The sequence below is a fragment of the Acidocella sp. MX-AZ02 genome (assembly GCF_000306035.1).
Lineage (GTDB): Bacteria > Pseudomonadota > Alphaproteobacteria > Acetobacterales > Acetobacteraceae > Acidocella > Acidocella facilis.
This window is the reverse complement of sequence record NZ_JH976207.1, coordinates 1,444,490-1,460,467: the sequence shown is the minus strand read 5'-3', so window position 1 is coordinate 1,460,467 and position 15,978 is coordinate 1,444,490. Positions and strand designations below refer to the sequence as shown.

13 protein-coding genes are annotated in these 15,978 nt (G+C 66.7%); all 13 read left to right on the top strand.

All coding sequences use genetic code 11. The annotated features are described in order from the left end of the window. Positions 1-18 precede the first annotated feature (18 nt). Positions 19-2,070, top strand: a complete 2,052-nt coding sequence (locus tag MXAZACID_RS07200; RefSeq protein WP_144052678.1) for a penicillin-binding protein 2 — start codon at positions 19-21, stop codon at positions 2,068-2,070. Beyond that, a complete protein-coding gene (locus tag MXAZACID_RS07195; protein ID WP_008493553.1) occupies positions 2,057-3,439 on the top strand; it encodes a UDP-N-acetylmuramoyl-L-alanyl-D-glutamate--2,6-diaminopimelate ligase in 1,383 nt (460 codons plus the stop codon). The genes MXAZACID_RS07200 and MXAZACID_RS07195 overlap by 14 nt, the downstream gene beginning before the upstream one ends. Then, on the top strand, positions 3,436-4,770 hold the full coding sequence (murF, locus tag MXAZACID_RS07190) for a UDP-N-acetylmuramoyl-tripeptide--D-alanyl-D-alanine ligase (protein ID WP_008493552.1): 1,335 nt from the start codon (positions 3,436-3,438) through the stop codon (positions 4,768-4,770). Before MXAZACID_RS07195 ends, murF begins: the two co-directional genes overlap by 4 nt. Continuing rightward, positions 4,770-5,858: a phospho-N-acetylmuramoyl-pentapeptide-transferase gene (gene mraY / locus MXAZACID_RS07185; RefSeq protein ID WP_008493551.1), complete on the top strand. Its 1,089-nt coding sequence runs from the start codon at positions 4,770-4,772 to the stop codon at positions 5,856-5,858. Before murF ends, mraY begins: the two co-directional genes overlap by 1 nt. Beyond that, a complete protein-coding gene (gene murD, locus MXAZACID_RS07180) occupies positions 5,855-7,144 on the top strand; it encodes a UDP-N-acetylmuramoyl-L-alanine--D-glutamate ligase (protein WP_008493549.1) in 1,290 nt (429 codons plus the stop codon). Before mraY ends, murD begins: the two co-directional genes overlap by 4 nt. Next, on the top strand, positions 7,144-8,259 hold the full coding sequence (locus tag MXAZACID_RS07175; protein WP_008493548.1) for an FtsW/RodA/SpoVE family cell cycle protein: 1,116 nt from the start codon (positions 7,144-7,146) through the stop codon (positions 8,257-8,259). The genes murD and MXAZACID_RS07175 overlap by 1 nt, the downstream gene beginning before the upstream one ends. Then, positions 8,256-9,350, top strand: a complete 1,095-nt coding sequence (gene murG, locus MXAZACID_RS07170; RefSeq protein WP_008493547.1) for an undecaprenyldiphospho-muramoylpentapeptide beta-N-acetylglucosaminyltransferase — start codon at positions 8,256-8,258, stop codon at positions 9,348-9,350. Before MXAZACID_RS07175 ends, murG begins: the two co-directional genes overlap by 4 nt. After that, positions 9,347-10,783, top strand: a complete 1,437-nt coding sequence (gene murC / locus MXAZACID_RS07165; protein ID WP_008493546.1) for a UDP-N-acetylmuramate--L-alanine ligase — start codon at positions 9,347-9,349, stop codon at positions 10,781-10,783. The genes murG and murC overlap by 4 nt, the downstream gene beginning before the upstream one ends. Then, complete coding sequence (gene murB, locus MXAZACID_RS07160; RefSeq protein ID WP_008493545.1) at positions 10,780-11,673, top strand: UDP-N-acetylmuramate dehydrogenase; 894 nt, start codon at positions 10,780-10,782, stop codon at positions 11,671-11,673. The genes murC and murB overlap by 4 nt, the downstream gene beginning before the upstream one ends. Beyond that, entirely contained in the window at positions 11,673-12,575 is a 903-nt protein-coding gene (locus tag MXAZACID_RS07155; RefSeq protein WP_008493544.1) for a D-alanine--D-alanine ligase, read from the top strand. The genes murB and MXAZACID_RS07155 overlap by 1 nt, the downstream gene beginning before the upstream one ends. After that, complete coding sequence (locus MXAZACID_RS07150) at positions 12,563-13,570, top strand: cell division protein FtsQ/DivIB (RefSeq protein ID WP_008493543.1); 1,008 nt, start codon at positions 12,563-12,565, stop codon at positions 13,568-13,570. The genes MXAZACID_RS07155 and MXAZACID_RS07150 overlap by 13 nt, the downstream gene beginning before the upstream one ends. Then, on the top strand, positions 13,567-14,874 hold the full coding sequence (ftsA, locus tag MXAZACID_RS07145; protein ID WP_008493542.1) for a cell division protein FtsA: 1,308 nt from the start codon (positions 13,567-13,569) through the stop codon (positions 14,872-14,874). Before MXAZACID_RS07150 ends, ftsA begins: the two co-directional genes overlap by 4 nt. A 48-nt stretch (positions 14,875-14,922) precedes the next feature. Then, on the top strand, positions 14,923-15,978 hold a 1,056-nt coding region (gene ftsZ, locus MXAZACID_RS07140; protein WP_008493541.1), incomplete at its 3' end, for a cell division protein FtsZ.

The following is a 15,978-nucleotide window of genomic DNA, read 5'->3' as shown; positions in this document are numbered from 1 at the left end:
GCAGACCGGGAGCCAAAATTGACCCTCAACCTCCGGCCGGGTGATGAGCCTCCTTCCCGCCGGAAGGGGGCTTCGGGCCGTGGCGACTCGCCGCGCGCCGAGCAGGTGCGCGTCACCGGCTCGGATCTCGACCAGCGCGGCGCGCTGGAGCGCGCCCGGGGCCGGCTGGTCATCGGCGCTTTCGTCTTCATCGGCCTGTTCAGCCTGCTCGGGCTGAAGCTGATCTGGGCGACGGTGGTGGCGCCGATCCATCCCAGCGCCGCGCAGATCGCGGCGATGACGCCGCAGCTCTCCGAGACCCCGCCGCCGCCCTCGCGCGCCGACATCGTCGATCGCAACGGCGTCATCCTCGCCGTCTCTCTCCCCGGCGCCTCGCTTTACGCCGACCCGCAGCAGGTGCCCGACCCGCAGGCCGCCGCCACGGTGCTGGCCAACGCGCTGCCCGGCGCCAACCAGGCCTGGCTCGCGCATCAGCTGGGCGATGGCGTGCCCGCCGAGAAGCGCAAGGAATTCGTCTATCTCGACCGCCGGCTGACCCCGCAGGAAGAGCTGGCGGTGAACTCGCTCGGCATTCCCGGCGTGTATTTCGAAAACCGCGAGGAGCGGCATTATCCGGATGGCAATCTCGCCGCGCATATTCTGGGCGGGGTGCGCATCGACAGCTCCGGTGTGGCCGGCGTCGAGGAATATTTCAATAAGCGCCTGACCACCGACCCGCAGCCGCTGCAGCTCTCCATCGATGCCCGCATCGAGAGCATCGTGCATGACGAGCTGGCCTCGGCGGTGAAGGAGTTCCAGTCCCCGGGCGCCTGCGCCATCGTGATGAACGTGAAGACCGGCGAAGTGGTGGCGATGGTCAGCCTGCCGGATTACGACGTCAATGATTACGGCGCGGCCAAGCCCAACAACCAGTTCAACCGCTGCGTCAATGGCAATTACGAGCCGGGCTCGGTGTTCAAGCTGCAGACCGCCTCGATGGCGCTGGATAGCGGGCTGATCCATTGGTGGGATTATTTCGACACCACCCACCCGCTGAAGATCGGCCGTTTCCACATCACCGATTTCGAGCCGACGAATAAATGGATGGCGCTGCCGGAGATCATCAACGTCTCCTCCAATATCGGCGCCTCGCGCATCGCCACCATTCTGGGGCCGAAGATCGAGCAGGCCTGGTACGCCAAGCAGGGCTTCTTCAAGCCGCTGGACATCCAGCTCCCCGGCCCGCCGATGCCGCTTTTCCCGTCGAAGGATAATTGGGGCCTGGCGGCGACGATGACCGTGTCCTTCGGCGCCGGCATCGCGATTTCGCCGCTGCAGCTGGTCACCGCCACCATCCCCATCGTCAATGGCGGCATCCGCTATGATCCGACCCTGCTGAAGGTGGACCCGAACGGGCCGCAGCCCCAGGGCGTTCGCATTATGCAGCAGAGCACCTCGGACTTGATGCGCAAGATCATGACCAATGTGGTGCTGTTCGGCACCGGCAAATATGCCGGGGTGCCGGGCTACATCATCGGCGGCAAGACCGGCACGGCGCAGGTGGTGGGGCCGAATGGGCGCTATCTGCTGCACACCAACAACGCCTCCTTCATGGCGGCGTTCCCGATGCAGGATCCGCAATATCTGATCTATGTGCTGGTGCTGCAGCCCAAGCCGGACAAGACCACCTTCGGCTTCACCACCGGCGGCTTCATCGCCGCCCCCACCGTCTCGCGGATCATCGCGCGGATGGGGCCGATGCTGGGCATCATGCCGTCCACCGGCGACCAGCTGGCGCAGCTGGAGGCGAAGCTGACCGTGCCGCTGGACCCGACCCCGCCGCCGGGCCAGCGCGCGCTGGGGCCGGGCGATCCGCTGCCGCCGGGAGCGAATGCCTTCGCCTATGAGCTGATGGGCAAGAAGCCGCCCCAGGCCAACAGCGCCGCCGCCAAGGAGGATGAGCCGCAAGGGGCGCAGGCCAAGCCCGCCGCCTCCAAGGGCCGCAAGACGCATGACGGGGTGATGGCGCCGGTCTCCCCGATGATGGGCAGCCATATGACGGCGCGGGACACCGGATATGAGCAAGGTTGAGATGCAGGGTGTGATCGGCATAACAGCGGATAGCCGGGCGGTGCAGCCGGGCTATCTGTTCGCGGCGTTGCCGGGGGTGAAGGCGGATGGACGGCGCTTCATCGCCGAGGCGGTGGCGCGCGGCGCGATCGCGGTGCTCGCCCCCGAGGGCACGCTCTGGCCCCCCGGCGTGCCGCCGCGCCGGCTGATCACCGCCCCGGACCCGCGCGCCAAGCTGGCCGAGCTGGCGGTGGAGTTTTTCGGCAAGCTGCCGGAGCGGCTGGTCGCCGTCACCGGCACCAACGGCAAGACCAGCACGGTGGATTTCCTGCGCCAGATCCTCACTTTGGCCGGGCGCAAGGCGGCGTCGATGGGCACGCTGGGGGTGATCGCGCCGGGGCATGAGCCCGCCGGCAGCCTGACCACGCCGGACCCGGTGACGCTCGCCGCCACCCTGGCCGGTCTGGCGCGCGAAGGGGTGAATGATGTGGCGATGGAAGCCTCCAGCCACGGGCTGGACCAGCACCGGCTGGACGGTCTGCGCTTCTGCGCCGCCGGCTTCACCAATCTCACCCGCGACCATCTGGATTATCACGGCTCGATGCAGGCCTATGGCGCCGCCAAACTGCGGCTGTTCGAGGCGCTGCTGAAGCGCGGCGGGGCAGGGCGGGCGATGGCGGATCTGGATGCCGATATGCTGGCCAGCCTGCGCGATGCTGCCCGCCGCCACGGCCAGAATTTCGAGACCGTCGCGGTGGAGGCGGTTTCGCCGCGCCCGGACGGGCAGGCTTTCACGATGAATGGACGCGCGGTGGCGCTGCCTCTGCCCGGCCGCTTCCAGGCGGATAACGCCGCCCTGGCCGCCGCCCTGGCCGAGGCGCTGGGGGTGGCCGACGCGCTCTCCTACCTGCCGCAGCTCACCGGGGTGCGCGGCCGGCTGGAACGCGCGCTGGTGCTGCCCAACGGCGCGGCGGCTTATGTTGACTACGCCCACACCCCGGATGCCATCGCCCGCGTGCTCTCGGCTCTGCGCCCGCACGCCACCGGCAGGCTGCATATCGTCTTCGGCGCCGGCGGCGACCGTGACCCCGGCAAGCGGCCATTAATGGGCGCGGAAGCCGCGCGCGGCGCGGATGTGGTCATCGTCACCGACGACAACCCCCGCAGCGAGGACCCCGCCGCCATCCGCCGCGCCATCCTGGCCGCCTGCCCTGACGCAAAGGAGATCGGCGACCGCCACGCCGCCATCGGGGCCGCACTGGAAGGTTTGGCCGAGGGCGATGTGCTGGTGGTGGCCGGCAAGGGCCATGAGCAGGGGCAGATCGTGAAGGGTGAGGTGATCCCGTTTGACGACGCCGCGGTGATCCGCGCGCTGGGAGGGGTGGCATGAGCGCGCTATGGACCGCCGAGGAGCTGCAGGTTCTGTTCGGCGCCGGCTACGACATTACCGGCCTCTCCATCGACACCCGCACCCTGCGCCCCGGCGATCTGTTCGTGGCGCTGCAGGGCGAGCGTGACGGGCATGATTTCGTCGCCGCCGCCTTCGCGAAAGGCGCCGCCGCCGCCCTGGTCTCCCGCCCGGTGGAGGGCCCGCATATTCTGGTGCCGGACGTGCTGAAGGCGCTGGAACAGCTGGGTGTGGCCGCGCGTGAACGCTCGGAGGCCAAGCTCGTCGCCGTCACCGGCTCGGTCGGCAAGACCACGGTGAAGGAGATGCTCCGCCGCACCTTGGCCGCTTTCGGCGTGGTGCATGCCGCCGAGGCCAGCTTCAACAACCATATCGGCGTGCCGCTGACCCTGGCGCGGATGCCGCATGACGCGGATTTCGGCGTTTTCGAAATCGGCATGAACCATCCTGGCGAGATCGCGCCGCTGGCCGCCCTGGTGCGGCCGGATGTCGCCATCGTCACCTGTGTCGACCGCGCGCATCTGGGCATGATGGGCTCGGAGCTCGCCATCGCCAAGGAAAAGGCCAGCATCTATGGCGCGCTCAGCGCCGCCGGCAAGGCGGTGATCCCCGGTGAGAGCGCCTATCTGCAGGTGCTGCGCGAGGCGGTGCCGGCCGGCCATTGCGCGTTGCTCTTCAACGGTGCCGAGGCCCGGCTGCTGGACGTGCTGAACGGCCCGGAAGCTTCCGAAATCGCCGCCGAAATCCTCGATACCAAGGTCTATTTCCACCTGCGCGCCCCGGGCCGGCACATGGCCAGCAACGCGCTCGCCGTGCTCACCGCCGCCGCCGCTTTGGATCTGGATGTGGAGATGGCCGCCGCCGCCCTCAATGGCTTCGCCCCCTTCGCCGGGCGCGGCGCAAGGCGGGATATCAGGCTGGAGGATGGGCGGCGCATCGCGCTGATCGATGAGAGCTATAACGCCTCCGGCGCCTCGCTGCGCGCTGCCTTCTCGGTGCTGAAGCTGCAGCCGGGCCGGCATGTGGCGGTGCTGGGGGATATTCTGGAGTTGGGCGATTTCGCCGAGGCCGAGCATCTGGCCCTGGCCGCCCCCCTACGCGAGGCCGCTGACATTGTGTTTACCGCCGGCCCGCATTGCGGGGCTTTGTTCGACTCGCTGCCCCGGGCCATTCAGGGCGCGCGTGCGCCTGACGCGGCAAGCCTCGCCCCCCTGGTCAAAGCCGCCTTGCGCGATGGTGACACGGTGTTGGTGAAAGGCAGCCATGGCAGCCGCATGCGTGACGTGATCTCTGCCCTGGAAAGTCCCGGCTGATGCTTTACTGGATTCTGCTTCCCCTCGCCGGGCATATCCATGCCTTCAACCTGATCCGCTATATCTCCTTCCGGGCTGGCGGCGCCTGCCTGACCGCTCTGGTGATCAGCTTCTGGCTCGGCCCGCGTTTGATCCGCCAGCTGCGCGCCATGCAACGCCACGGCCAGCCGATCCGCACGGACGGGCCGGAGCGGCATCTGATCGAGAAAAAGGGCACGCCGACCATGGGCGGCACCCTGATTTTGCTGGCGCTGGGCGCCTCCACTTTGCTCTGGGCGGATCTCTCCAATGGCTATGTCTGGGCGACCTTGATGGTCACCTTCGGCTACGGCGTCATCGGCTTCGCGGATGATTTCCTGAAGCTGACCAAGCGCAACACCAAGGGCGTCTCCGGCCGGGTGCGGCTGCTGGGCGAGGCCGCGATCGGGCTGATCGCCGCGCTCTGGATGACGCATCTGATGCCGCATGCCATCGCCGATGGTGTGGCCGTGCCCTTCCTGAAGAATTTCCTGATCCCGCTCGGCTTCATGTTCCCCCTCTTCGGGCTGCTGGTGATGATGGGCTCCGCCAATGCGGTGAATTTCACCGACGGGCTGGACGGGCTGGCCACCGTGCCGACGATGATCGCCGCCGCCGTGTTCGGGCTGATCGCCTATCTGGTCGGCAACCGCATCTTCGCCGGCTATCTGGAAATCCATTTCATCCCCGGCGTGGGTGAACTCACCGTCTTTCTTTCGGCGTTGATCGGTGCCGGCATGGGCTTCCTCTGGTTCAACGCCCCGCCGGCGGCGGTGTTCATGGGCGATACCGGCTCGCTCTCGCTGGGCGGCGCGCTGGGCGCGGTGGCGGTGGCGACCAAGAATGAGATCGTGCTGGCGATCGTCGGCGGGCTGTTCGTGGTCGAGACCATCTCCGTCATCGTGCAGGTGTTCTGGTATAAGCGCACCGGCAAGCGGGTGTTCCTGATGGCGCCGCTGCACCATCATTTCGAAAAGAAAGGCTGGGCGGAGCCGACCATCGTGATCCGCTTCTGGATCATCTCGATGATCCTCGGGCTGGTGGGTCTGGCCACCTTGAAAATCCGATGAGCCTCTTCTCCGGCAAATCCTACGCGGTGGTCGGGCTGGGGCGGGCAGGGCTGCCGGCGGCCCGGCGTCTGCGCGATCTCGGCGCCGATGTGCTGGTCTGGGACGATGGCGAGGCCGCGCGCCAGGCCGCTGCCGCCGAAGGGCTGGCGGTTGGCCAACCCTCCGAATCGGGCCGGCGCTTCGATGCGCTGGTGCTCTCGCCGGGTATTCCTCACCGCCTGCCTAAACCCCACCCGCAAGCCGCCTGGGCGCTGGCCCAGGGCATCCCGGTTTTGACGGATGCCGAGCTGCTCTATCAGGCGGTGCGCGCCTCTGGCTCCAAGGCGCGTTTCGCCGGCATCACCGGCACCAACGGCAAATCCACCACCACCGCGCTGCTGGCGCATATCCTGCACGTCGCCGGCATTCCCACCGAGGCCGGCGCCAATCTCGGCCCGGCGGCGCTCTCGCTGCCGATCCTGCCGGATGACGGCGTCTATGTGCTCGAAATGTCCAGCTATATGTTGGAGAGACTCGCCAGCCTGCGCTTCGATGTTGCGGTGATGCTCAATCTTTCGCCCGACCATCTGGACCGCCATGGCGACATGGCAGGCTACGCGGCCGCGAAGCGGGAGATTTTCGCGCGCCAGGACGAAACCTGCCTGGCGGTGATCGGCATGGACGACGCGCCCTCCCGCGAGATGGCGGCCTGGCTGCGCACCCGCCCGGCCAAGCTGCTGGAAATCTCCGGCAAGGGCCAGGACACCGGCGCGCCGGCCTTGCGCGGCGAACATAACGCCCAGAACGCTTTGGCCGCCGCTGCCCTGGCGATGGGTCTTGGCGTGCCCCAGGCGGCGATCGCCGAAGGCATCATCAGCTTCCCCGGCCTGCCGCACCGCGCCCAGCTGGTCGCGGAACGCGACGGCGTGCGCTTCATCAATGACAGCAAGGCCACCAATGCGGATGCCACCGCCCGCGCCATGGGCGTGTATGAGCGCTTCGTCTGGATCGCCGGCGGCATCGGCAAGGAAGGCGGCATCGAGGATCTCGCCCCGCTCTTCCCGCGCATCGAGAAAGCCTATCTGATCGGCCGTGACGGCCCGGAATTCGCGGCGCGGCTCAACGCGGCCGGCATTCCCAACGAATTTGTCGAAACGCTGGACCGCGCCGTGCCCGCCGCCTACGCGACGGCGAAGGCCGGCAGCGGCATCGTGCTGTTCTCCCCGGCCACGGCCAGCTTCGACCAGTTCCCGAATTTCGAACTGCGTGGCGCGCGTTTCACCGCTCTGGCGAAAGGAGAAGCCTGATGCCCTCGCTCTCCCGCGCTGATACCTCAATCGTCGGCCGCTGGTGGTGGAGTGTGGACCGCGTCACCATGATGGCGCTCGCCGTGCTGCTGGGCATCGGCTACGTGCTGGCGCTGGCGGCAATGCCCAGCATCACGCTGCATCTCTCGGACCCGCATACCCAGGACATGATCAAGCAGATCGGCTTCCTGGTCATTGGCGGCATCACCATGGTCGGCCTCTCGATGCTCTCGCTGCGCCAGGTGAAGCTGGCGGCCCTTGGCATGGGCATCATCTTTTATCTGCTCACCGCCTTCACTTTGCTACACGGCACGGAAGTGGATGGCGCCAAGCGCTGGCTCTCGCTGCCGGGCTTCACCATCCAGCCTTCGGAATTCCTGCGCCCGGCCTTCATCATCGTCATTGGCTGGTGCATCGCCGAATCCCGCCGCACCCCGGGCTTTCCCGGTCGGCGCGCGGCGATTGCGGTGTTCATCGCCACCGCGGCACTTTTGAAGATGCAGCCGGATATCGGCACCACTTTCCTGTTCACCATGATCGTCTTCACCCAGTTCTATCTGGACGGGATGGAGATGAAATGGGTGGCCGGCGCGGGAGTTCTGGTGGCGCTGGCGGGGGTTTACGCCTTCTTCTTCATCACCCACGTGCATACCCGCGTGATGATGTTCATCGACCCGCCGAAAGGCAGCCAGGCACAGACGGCTTTGATGGCCTTCGGCAATGGCGGCATGTTCGGGCTCGGGCCGGGTGAGGGCCAGGTGAAGCACTTCCTGCCGGATGCGCGCGCGGATTTCGTCTTCGCCGTCGCCGGCGAGGAGTTCGGGCTGTTTTTCTGCGCCTTCATCATCGCGGTGTTCGCCGCCATCGTGCTGCGCGCTTTGGTGCGGCTGCTGGGTGAGCCGAATTTGTTCGTGGTGCTGGCCGCCGGCGGGCTGATCGCCGGGTTCGGCTTCCAGGCCTTCGTCAACATGGCCTCCTCGCTCTCGCTGATCCCGACCAAGGGCATGACGCTGCCTTTCATCTCCTATGGCGGCTCCTCGGCCTTGGCGATTTCCATCCAGATGGGCTTCCTGCTGGCGCTGACCCGAAAACGCCATGCGGGGGACACGCAATGAAGGCCCCCATCGTCATCGCCGCCGGCGGCACCGGCGGGCATTTTTTCCCGGCCGAAGCGCTGGCGGCGGAGCTGATCGCGCGCGGCGAGCGCGTGGTGCTGATGACCGATGCGCGCTCCGGCGGGCTCAACTCCCCGGTCTTCGCGCAGACCGAAAACCACGTGCTCTCCGGCGCCGGGCTGGCTGGGCGCGGCGTGCAGCGCGCGGCGAAAGCCTCGCTGGCGCTGGCGCAAGGTGTGGTGCAGGCGCGCGCCATCATGAGCGGCCTGCGCCCCGGCGCGGTGGTGGCCTTCGGGGGCTATCCTTCAGTGCCGCCCGTACTCGCCGCCGCCTTGCTGGGCGGCAAAAAGCCTTTGGTGGTGCTGCATGAACAGAATGGCGTGCTCGGCCGCGCCAACCGCTTCCTGTCGCGCTTCGCCAACATCTTGGCTTTGAATTTCGCCAACACCACGCGTCTGCCGGGCAGGATCGAAACCATCGCGGTCGGCAACCCGGTCCGCCCGGCGGTGGCCGCTTTGGCCGGGCAGGGCTATGCGCCGCCTGGCGAGGTGATCGTCCTGCTGGTGCTCGGCGGCTCTCTGGGCGCGAAAATCTTTTCCACCCTGGTCCCCGAAGCTCTGGCGATGCTCCCCGAGGCGCTGCGCGCCCGCCTGCACGTCACCCAGCAAGTCCGCAAGGATGATCTGGATACCGTGCGCGCCGCCTATGTTGCCGCCGGCATCGAGGCCGAGCTCTCCCCCTTCTTCGCGGATGTCGCCGCCTTGCTGGCGGGTGCTCATCTCGTCATCTCCCGTGCCGGCGCCTCCAGCGTCGCGGAAATCGCCGTTGCCGGGCGTCCCGCCATCTTCATCCCGCTGCCCGGCGCCATTGACGACCATCAGCGCGCCAATGCCGACGCCCTGGCCGCCTTCGGTGCCGCTTTGCGTTTGGACCAAAATGGTCTCACCCCCGCCATCCTGGCTGAAAAGATCGAGACGTTACTGATGAATCCTGAGAGTTTGGTGAAGGCCGCGGACGCCGCCGCGCAGTTGGGGCAGCCGCAAGCGGCCGCCAGGCTGGCGGATCTGGTGCAGGAAAGGATGGCGGCATGAGAGCGCTTCCGCTTTCCATCGGGCCGATCCATTTCGTCGGCATTGGCGGCATCGGCATGTCCGGCATCGCCGAGGTGCTGCATGAGCTGGGCTACCAGGTGCAAGGCTCGGACCTCTCGGAGAACGCCAATGTGCAGCGCCTGCGCGCCGGCGGCATCCAGGTCGCCGTGGGCCATGATGCGAAAAACCTTGGCCAGGCCCAGGTCGTTGTCATTTCAACCGCCGTGCCGAAGGACAACCCGGAAGTCCTCGCCGCCCGCGCCAAGCTGATCCCGGTGGTGCGCCGCGCGGAAATGCTGGCGGAGCTGATGCGGCTGAAATGGGCGGTCGCCATCGGCGGCACCCATGGCAAAACCACCACCACCTCGCTGGTTGCCTGCGTGCTGGAAGGGGCGGGGTTTGATCCGACCGTGATCAATGGCGGCATCATCAATGCCTACGGCTCCAACACCCGCCTTGGCTCCGGCGACTGGATGGTGGTGGAGGCCGATGAGTCGGACGGCTCCTTCCTGCGCCTGCCCGCCGTCATCACCATCGTCACCAACATGGACCCGGAACATCTGGACCATTGGGGCAGCAAAGAGGCGATGGAAGCCGGCTACCGCCAATTCGTTGCCAATATTCCCTTCTATGGCTTCGCGGTGCTCTGCATCGACCATCCCGCCGTCCAGCAGATGATCCCGGCTCTGTCCGATCATCGTGTCATCACCTACGGTTTCTCGCCGCAGGCGGATGTGCGCGCCGAGCGCATCATCTCGTCCAAGGACGGCGCCACCTTCGAGGTCCGCATCTCGGACCGCATCACCGGCCGTGCCCGCCGCGCCGGTCCCTTCAAGCTGCCGATGCTCGGCAACCACAACGTCCAGAACGCCCTCGCCGCCATCACCGTGGCGCTGGAGATGGAGGTGGACGAGCAGAACATCAGAGCCGCCTTGGCGAATTTCGCCGGTGTGAAGCGGCGCTTCACCAAAACCGGCGAGGCCGGCGGCATCACCGTGATCGATGATTACGGCCATCACCCGGTGGAAATCGCCGCGGTGCTGAAGGCCGCGCGCCAGGCCGGCGCGCGCGATGTGGTCGCCGTGGTGCAGCCGCATCGTTTCTCGCGCCTGCAAAGCCTGTTCGAGGAATTCTGCGCCTGCATGAACGATGCCGGCACAGTCATCGTCGCGGATGTCTACGCCGCCGGCGAACAGCCGATCGAAGGTGTCGATAAGGAAGCTCTGGTCGAAGGGCTGCGCGCGCGCGGCCACCGCTCGGTGGTGGCGATGGCCGACCCCGCGCATCTGCCCGAGATGGTGCACGCCATCGCCCGCCATGGCGACTACGTGGTCTGCCTCGGTGCCGGCAGCATCACCCAATGGGCGGCCGCTCTGCCGCATCAGCTCAACGATCTGCAGGCCCAGGCCAAGGCGGCGGGGGCCAGGCGATGATGGCAAGCACGATCCCGGCGACACGCGGGCGCCTGAAGGAAAACGAAACGCTGGCGCCGATGACGTGGTTTCGCGTCGGCGGCCCGGCGGAGTTCCTGCTGCGCCCCGCGGATATCCAGGATCTGTGCGATTTCATGGCGCAATTGCCGCTGGAAATGCCGATCACCGTGATCGGCGCCGCCTCCAATTTGATCGTGCGGGATGGCGGCATCAACGGCGTCGTCATCAAGCTGGCGCGCGGCTTCGGCGAGGTTGAGATCGAGGCGGATGGCATCATCGCCGGCGCGGCGGCCTTGGATATCACCGTCTCCGAGCACGCGGCATCAGCTGGCTTGAGCGGCCTGGAATTTCTCTCCGGCATTCCCGGCACCATTGGCGGTGCGGTGGCGATGAATGCCGGCGCCTATGGCGGGGACATGGCCGGGGTGCTGGACTGGGTCGAGATCGTCACCCGCGCCGGCGAGCTGAAACGCCTGGCCGTGCAGGAGCTGGGGCTAACCTACCGTCATTCCAACTTGCCCGCAGATGCGGTGGTGGTGCGTGCCCGGCTGCGCGCCCAACCCGGCGAGCCTGCCTTGATCGCGGCGCGCATGGCCGAGATCAAGACCAAGCGCGAAGCCACTCAGCCGGTCCGCGCCCGCACCGGCGGCTCCACCTTCGCCAACCCGGACGGCCAGAAAGCCTGGGAGCTGGTGGATGGGGCAGGGTGCCGGGGGCTGACCGTCGGCCAAGCCCAGGTCTCGGACTTGCATTGTAATTTCCTGCTCAATCTCGGCGGCGCCACGGCGGCTGAGCTGGAAGGGCTGGGCGAGGAAGTCCGCAAGCGCGTGCTGGAGAAATCCGGCGTTTCGCTGCGGTGGGAAATCAAACGAATTGGAGTGCCGGCGTGATGCGTGTTGCGGTTTTGATGGGCGGCATGTCCTCCGAGCGCGAAGTGTCGCTCAACACCGGCGCGCAGGTCTCCGGCGCGCTGCGCCAGGCCGGGTTCGAGGTGACGGAGATTATCGTCTCGGACGATCTTGAGGCGCTGCTGAAAGCGCTGAAGCCCCGCCCGGATGTCGTCTTCAACGCGCTGCACGGGCGCTTTGGCGAGGATGGCACCATCCAGGGCATTCTGGATTATATCGGCCTGCCCTACACCCATTCCGGTGTACGCGCCTCGGCTTTGGCGATGGATAAAGGCGCGGCCAAGGCGATCTTCGCCGCCGCCGGCCTGCCGATCGCCGCGCATAAGATCATCGAGATCGAGGAGCTGCTGGCACACGACCCGCTGCCGCGCCCCTACGTGGTGAAGCCGGTGAATGAAGGCTCCTCCGTCGGCGTCTCCATCGTCAAGGCCGGTGATAATCGCCGCGCGGAAATCGTCTCCGCCTGGAATTTCGGTGCGGCGATGGTGGAGGAATATATCCCCGGTCGCGAACTCACCGTCGGCGTGCTGGAAGACCGCGCGCTGGTCGTCACCGAAATTCTGCCGACTGAGAAATTTTACGATTATCACGCCAAATACGCCGCCGGCGGCTCCCGCCACGTGCTGCCGGCGCAGGTGCCCGAAAATATCGCGCAATCCGCCAAGGAGATCGCGGTGGCGGCGCATAAGGCGCTGGGCTGCCGCGGCGCCTCGCGCGCGGACCTGCGCTACGACGAAGACACAGGTAGGCTGATCCTGCTGGAGGTGAACACCCAGCCGGGCATGACCGCGACCTCACTGCTACCTGAACAGGCAGCGTATCAGGGCATGGATTTCCCGGCCCTGTGCAGCTGGCTGGTGGAGAGGGCCGCATGCCGCGTGTAGAAACGCTGGAACGCTCTTTGGCCCCCACGCCGCGCCCGCGGCGCAACAGCCCGCGCGGCAAGAAGGCGCCACCGCAGGATAGGCTCAGCCCACGCGTGCTGTTCTTCCGCCGGGTGAAACGCAGCCTGAAGCCGGGCCTGTGGATCATGGGCGGCATCGCGCTGCTGGTGGTGGGAACAGAACTGGTGCGCAGCCTCCCCAGCGCGCCGCACCACGTCGTCGCCGAGGCGCCGACCGAAATCACCCAAGCGCCGCCTGTAGCACCCGCGCGCGTGGTGCAGCCCGGCCTGCTCGCGGATGCGCTGGCCGGCATCGGGTTTCGCATCGGCGCGGTGCAGGTGAACGGCGCTGTCACCACCGATCATGCCGCGCTGAAGCAGGCCATCGGGGTGACGGATGGTGATCCCACCTTCGGCTTTTCCCTCGCCGCCATCCAGCAACGGGTGCAGGCGCTGGGGCCGGTGCAGAGTGCCACGGTTGAGCGCATCCTGCCCGGCACGCTGGTGGTGAATGTCACCGAGCGCGATGTCTACGCCATCTGGCAGAGCGTGCAGAACGGCAAGGTGGTGTTCCAGCTCATCGACAAGAAAGGCAACGTGATCCAGGACCAGGATGCGGCGGCGGCCAAGCATCGCCAGCCCGGCCTGCTGCTGCTCTCCGGCCCCGGCGCGCCGCAGCAGGCCGCCAAGCTGATCCCGGAATTGCAAGCCGTGCCCAGCGTGTTGTCTCATGTCGCCGCGGCGGAATGGGTGGATGGGCTGCGCTGGAACCTGATCCTGAAGAACCAGACGGTGGTGAAGCTGCCGGCCGAGCATGAGGCGGATGCGCTCTCCCAGCTCGCCGGTCTGCAAAGTTCCATGCAGCTGCTGGATCGTCCGGTGGAGGCGATCGATCTGCGCCAGGATGGCAGGCTGGTCGTGCGCCCCTACGCCACCCCGACATCCGACGGGTCGAAGAAAAAGAACAAACCTGACACCCGCCAGGAGGGACAATGAACAACATGACGCGCCGCGCCGCCCGGTTGGAAAACAAGCCCGCCCTGCCTGAGGATTTGCCGCGCGGCCGGGCGGTGAAATCCGGCCCGTTCGGGGTGCTGGATATCGGCTCCACCAAGGTCGCCTGCCTGATCGGCCGGGCCGAGGCGGATGGCCGGATGCGCGCTCTGGGCTTTGGCTGGCAGCAGAGCCGGGGCATCAAGGCTGGCGGCATTGTCGATCTCGACCAGGCCGAGCGCACCATCCGCGCCGCCGTCGGCGCCGCCGAGGATATGGCGGATCAGCGGCTGAAATCCGTCTATGTCAATCTCTCCTGCGGCCAGCCGGAATCGCGTTTGTTCAACGTGCAATGGCCGGTCGATGGCCGCGCGGTGAACAGCGATGATATTCGCCGCGTGGTGCGCGAGGCCCGCACCCGCGCCTCCACCGAAGGCCGTGTCACCATCCATGCGCTGCCGCTGAATTTCTCCGCCGACGAAACCCCCGGTGTGACCGATCCGCGCGGCCTGTTCTGCGACACGCTCACCGCGCAGCTGCATGTGGTGGATGCCAGCTCCACCGCGCTGCGCACGCTGCAAGCCTGTCTCTCGCGCTGCGAGCTGGATATTGCCGCCCTGGTCTCCGCCCCCTACGCGGCGGGGCTGGCGGCTTTGGTGCGCGATGAGCGCGAGCTTGGCGCCACCATCATCGATATGGGCGGCGGCACCACCACCATGGCGGTGTTCTTCGAAGGCCAGGTGGTGCATACCGCGCAGATCCCGGTCGGCGGCAATCACGTCACCGCCGATATCGCGATGGGGCTTTCCACCCCGCTCGCCCATGCCGAACGTCTCAAGGCGCTGCACGGCAATTGCCATCCTTCGCCGGACGATGCGCGCGAATTGCTGCCGGTGCCCTCCGTTGGCGAGACGGAACATCAGATCGCGCAGGTGCCGCGCTCGCATCTGATCTCCTGCATCAAGCCGCGACTCGAGGAGATTTTCGAGCTGGTGAAGGACCGACTCGAGACCGCCGGTCTCGGCCGCGCCGGCAATGGCCGCGTCGTGCTCACCGGCGGCGCCTCGCAGCTTGGCGGGGTGCGTGATCTGGCCTCGCAAATTCTGGAACGCCCGGTGCGTCAGGGGCATCCGGCCAGCGTCATCGGCCTGGCCGATGCGGCCGGCGCGCCGAATTTCGCCACCCTTGTCGGCCTGCTCGCCTTCGCCACCGGCGATGGCCAGCCCCTGCAGGACATTAATTTTGAAGCCCAGCGCAGTGCCGGTTGGTTCGGCAGCTTCGTCGATTTTTTGAAAAATCGCGTTTGACAGAGAATCGACGCGGTCTTTAGCGGTATTGTTCGAGGAGAGAGAGTCATGGTCCTACATTTGTCAGTCGATAAGCCCACACATACGGATTTCACACCCCGGATCACCGTGTTCGGCGTCGGCGGCGGCGGCTGTAATGCCGTCAACAACATGATTCAGATGAATCTCCCCGGCGTGGAATTCGTTGTCGCCAACACCGATGCGCAGCAGCTGCAGCGCTCGCTGGCGGAAAAGCGCATCCAGCTCGGCCCGCACCTCACCCAGGGCAACGGCGCTGGCGGCCGGCCGGATATCGGCAAGCTCTCCGCTGACGAAGCCGCTGATGAGCTGGCCCGGCATCTTGAGAACACCCATATGGTGTTCATCACCGCCGGCATGGGTGGTGGCACCGGCACCGGCGCGGCACCCGTGATCGCACGCATGGCGCGCGAGCGGGACATCCTCACCGTCGGCGTCGTCACCAAGCCGTTCGCGTTCGAGGGCAAGCGCCGCATGCGTTCCGCCGAGGAAGGCATCATCGAGATGCAGGCCTATGTGGACACGCTGATCGTCATCCCGAACCAGAATCTCTTCAAGGTCGCGAATGAGCGCACCGGCTGGAAAGAAGCCTTCGAGATGGCCGATAACGTCCTGTACATGGGCGTGCGTGGCGTCACCGATCTGATGGTGATGCCCGGCATCGTCAATCTGGACTTCGCCGATGTTCGCTCCGTGATGCGCGAGATGGGCAAGGCGATGATGGGCACCGGCGAGGCCGAGGGCGAGGACCGCGCGATCCGCGCCGCCGAGGCTGCGATCAGCAACCCGCTGCTCGAAGACACCAACATGCGCGGCGCGCGCGGCCTGCTGATCAACATCACCGGCGGCTCCGATGTCACTTTGTTCGAAATCGACCAGGCGGCCAATCGCGTCAGCGAGGAGGTCGATACCGACGCCAACATCATGTTCGGCATGTCTCTGGATGAGACCATGTCCGGCAAGGTGCGCGTCTCGGTGGTCGCCACCGGCATCGATTCCGCCCCGGTTGCCATGCCGAATTTGAAAGTCGTCAACGGCAGCGCCGAAAATAATAATTTCGTGCAGGCGGTCGCCTCGCAGCATGCA

Coding starts and splice junctions, on each gene's coding strand:
- MXAZACID_RS07195 (WP_008493553.1), top strand. CDS start 2,057: ATGAGCAAGGTTGAGATGCAGGGTGTGATCGGCATAACAGCGGATAGC.
- murF (WP_008493552.1), top strand. CDS start 3,436: ATGAGCGCGCTATGGACCGCCGAGGAGCTGCAGGTTCTGTTCGGCGCC.
- mraY (WP_008493551.1), top strand. CDS start 4,770: ATGCTTTACTGGATTCTGCTTCCCCTCGCCGGGCATATCCATGCCTTC.
- murD (WP_008493549.1), top strand. CDS start 5,855: ATGAGCCTCTTCTCCGGCAAATCCTACGCGGTGGTCGGGCTGGGGCGG.
- MXAZACID_RS07175 (WP_008493548.1), top strand. CDS start 7,144: ATGCCCTCGCTCTCCCGCGCTGATACCTCAATCGTCGGCCGCTGGTGG.
- murG (WP_008493547.1), top strand. CDS start 8,256: ATGAAGGCCCCCATCGTCATCGCCGCCGGCGGCACCGGCGGGCATTTT.
- murC (WP_008493546.1), top strand. CDS start 9,347: ATGAGAGCGCTTCCGCTTTCCATCGGGCCGATCCATTTCGTCGGCATT.
- murB (WP_008493545.1), top strand. CDS start 10,780: ATGATGGCAAGCACGATCCCGGCGACACGCGGGCGCCTGAAGGAAAAC.
- MXAZACID_RS07155 (WP_008493544.1), top strand. CDS start 11,673: ATGCGTGTTGCGGTTTTGATGGGCGGCATGTCCTCCGAGCGCGAAGTG.
- MXAZACID_RS07150 (WP_008493543.1), top strand. CDS start 12,563: ATGCCGCGTGTAGAAACGCTGGAACGCTCTTTGGCCCCCACGCCGCGC.
- ftsA (WP_008493542.1), top strand. CDS start 13,567: ATGAACAACATGACGCGCCGCGCCGCCCGGTTGGAAAACAAGCCCGCC.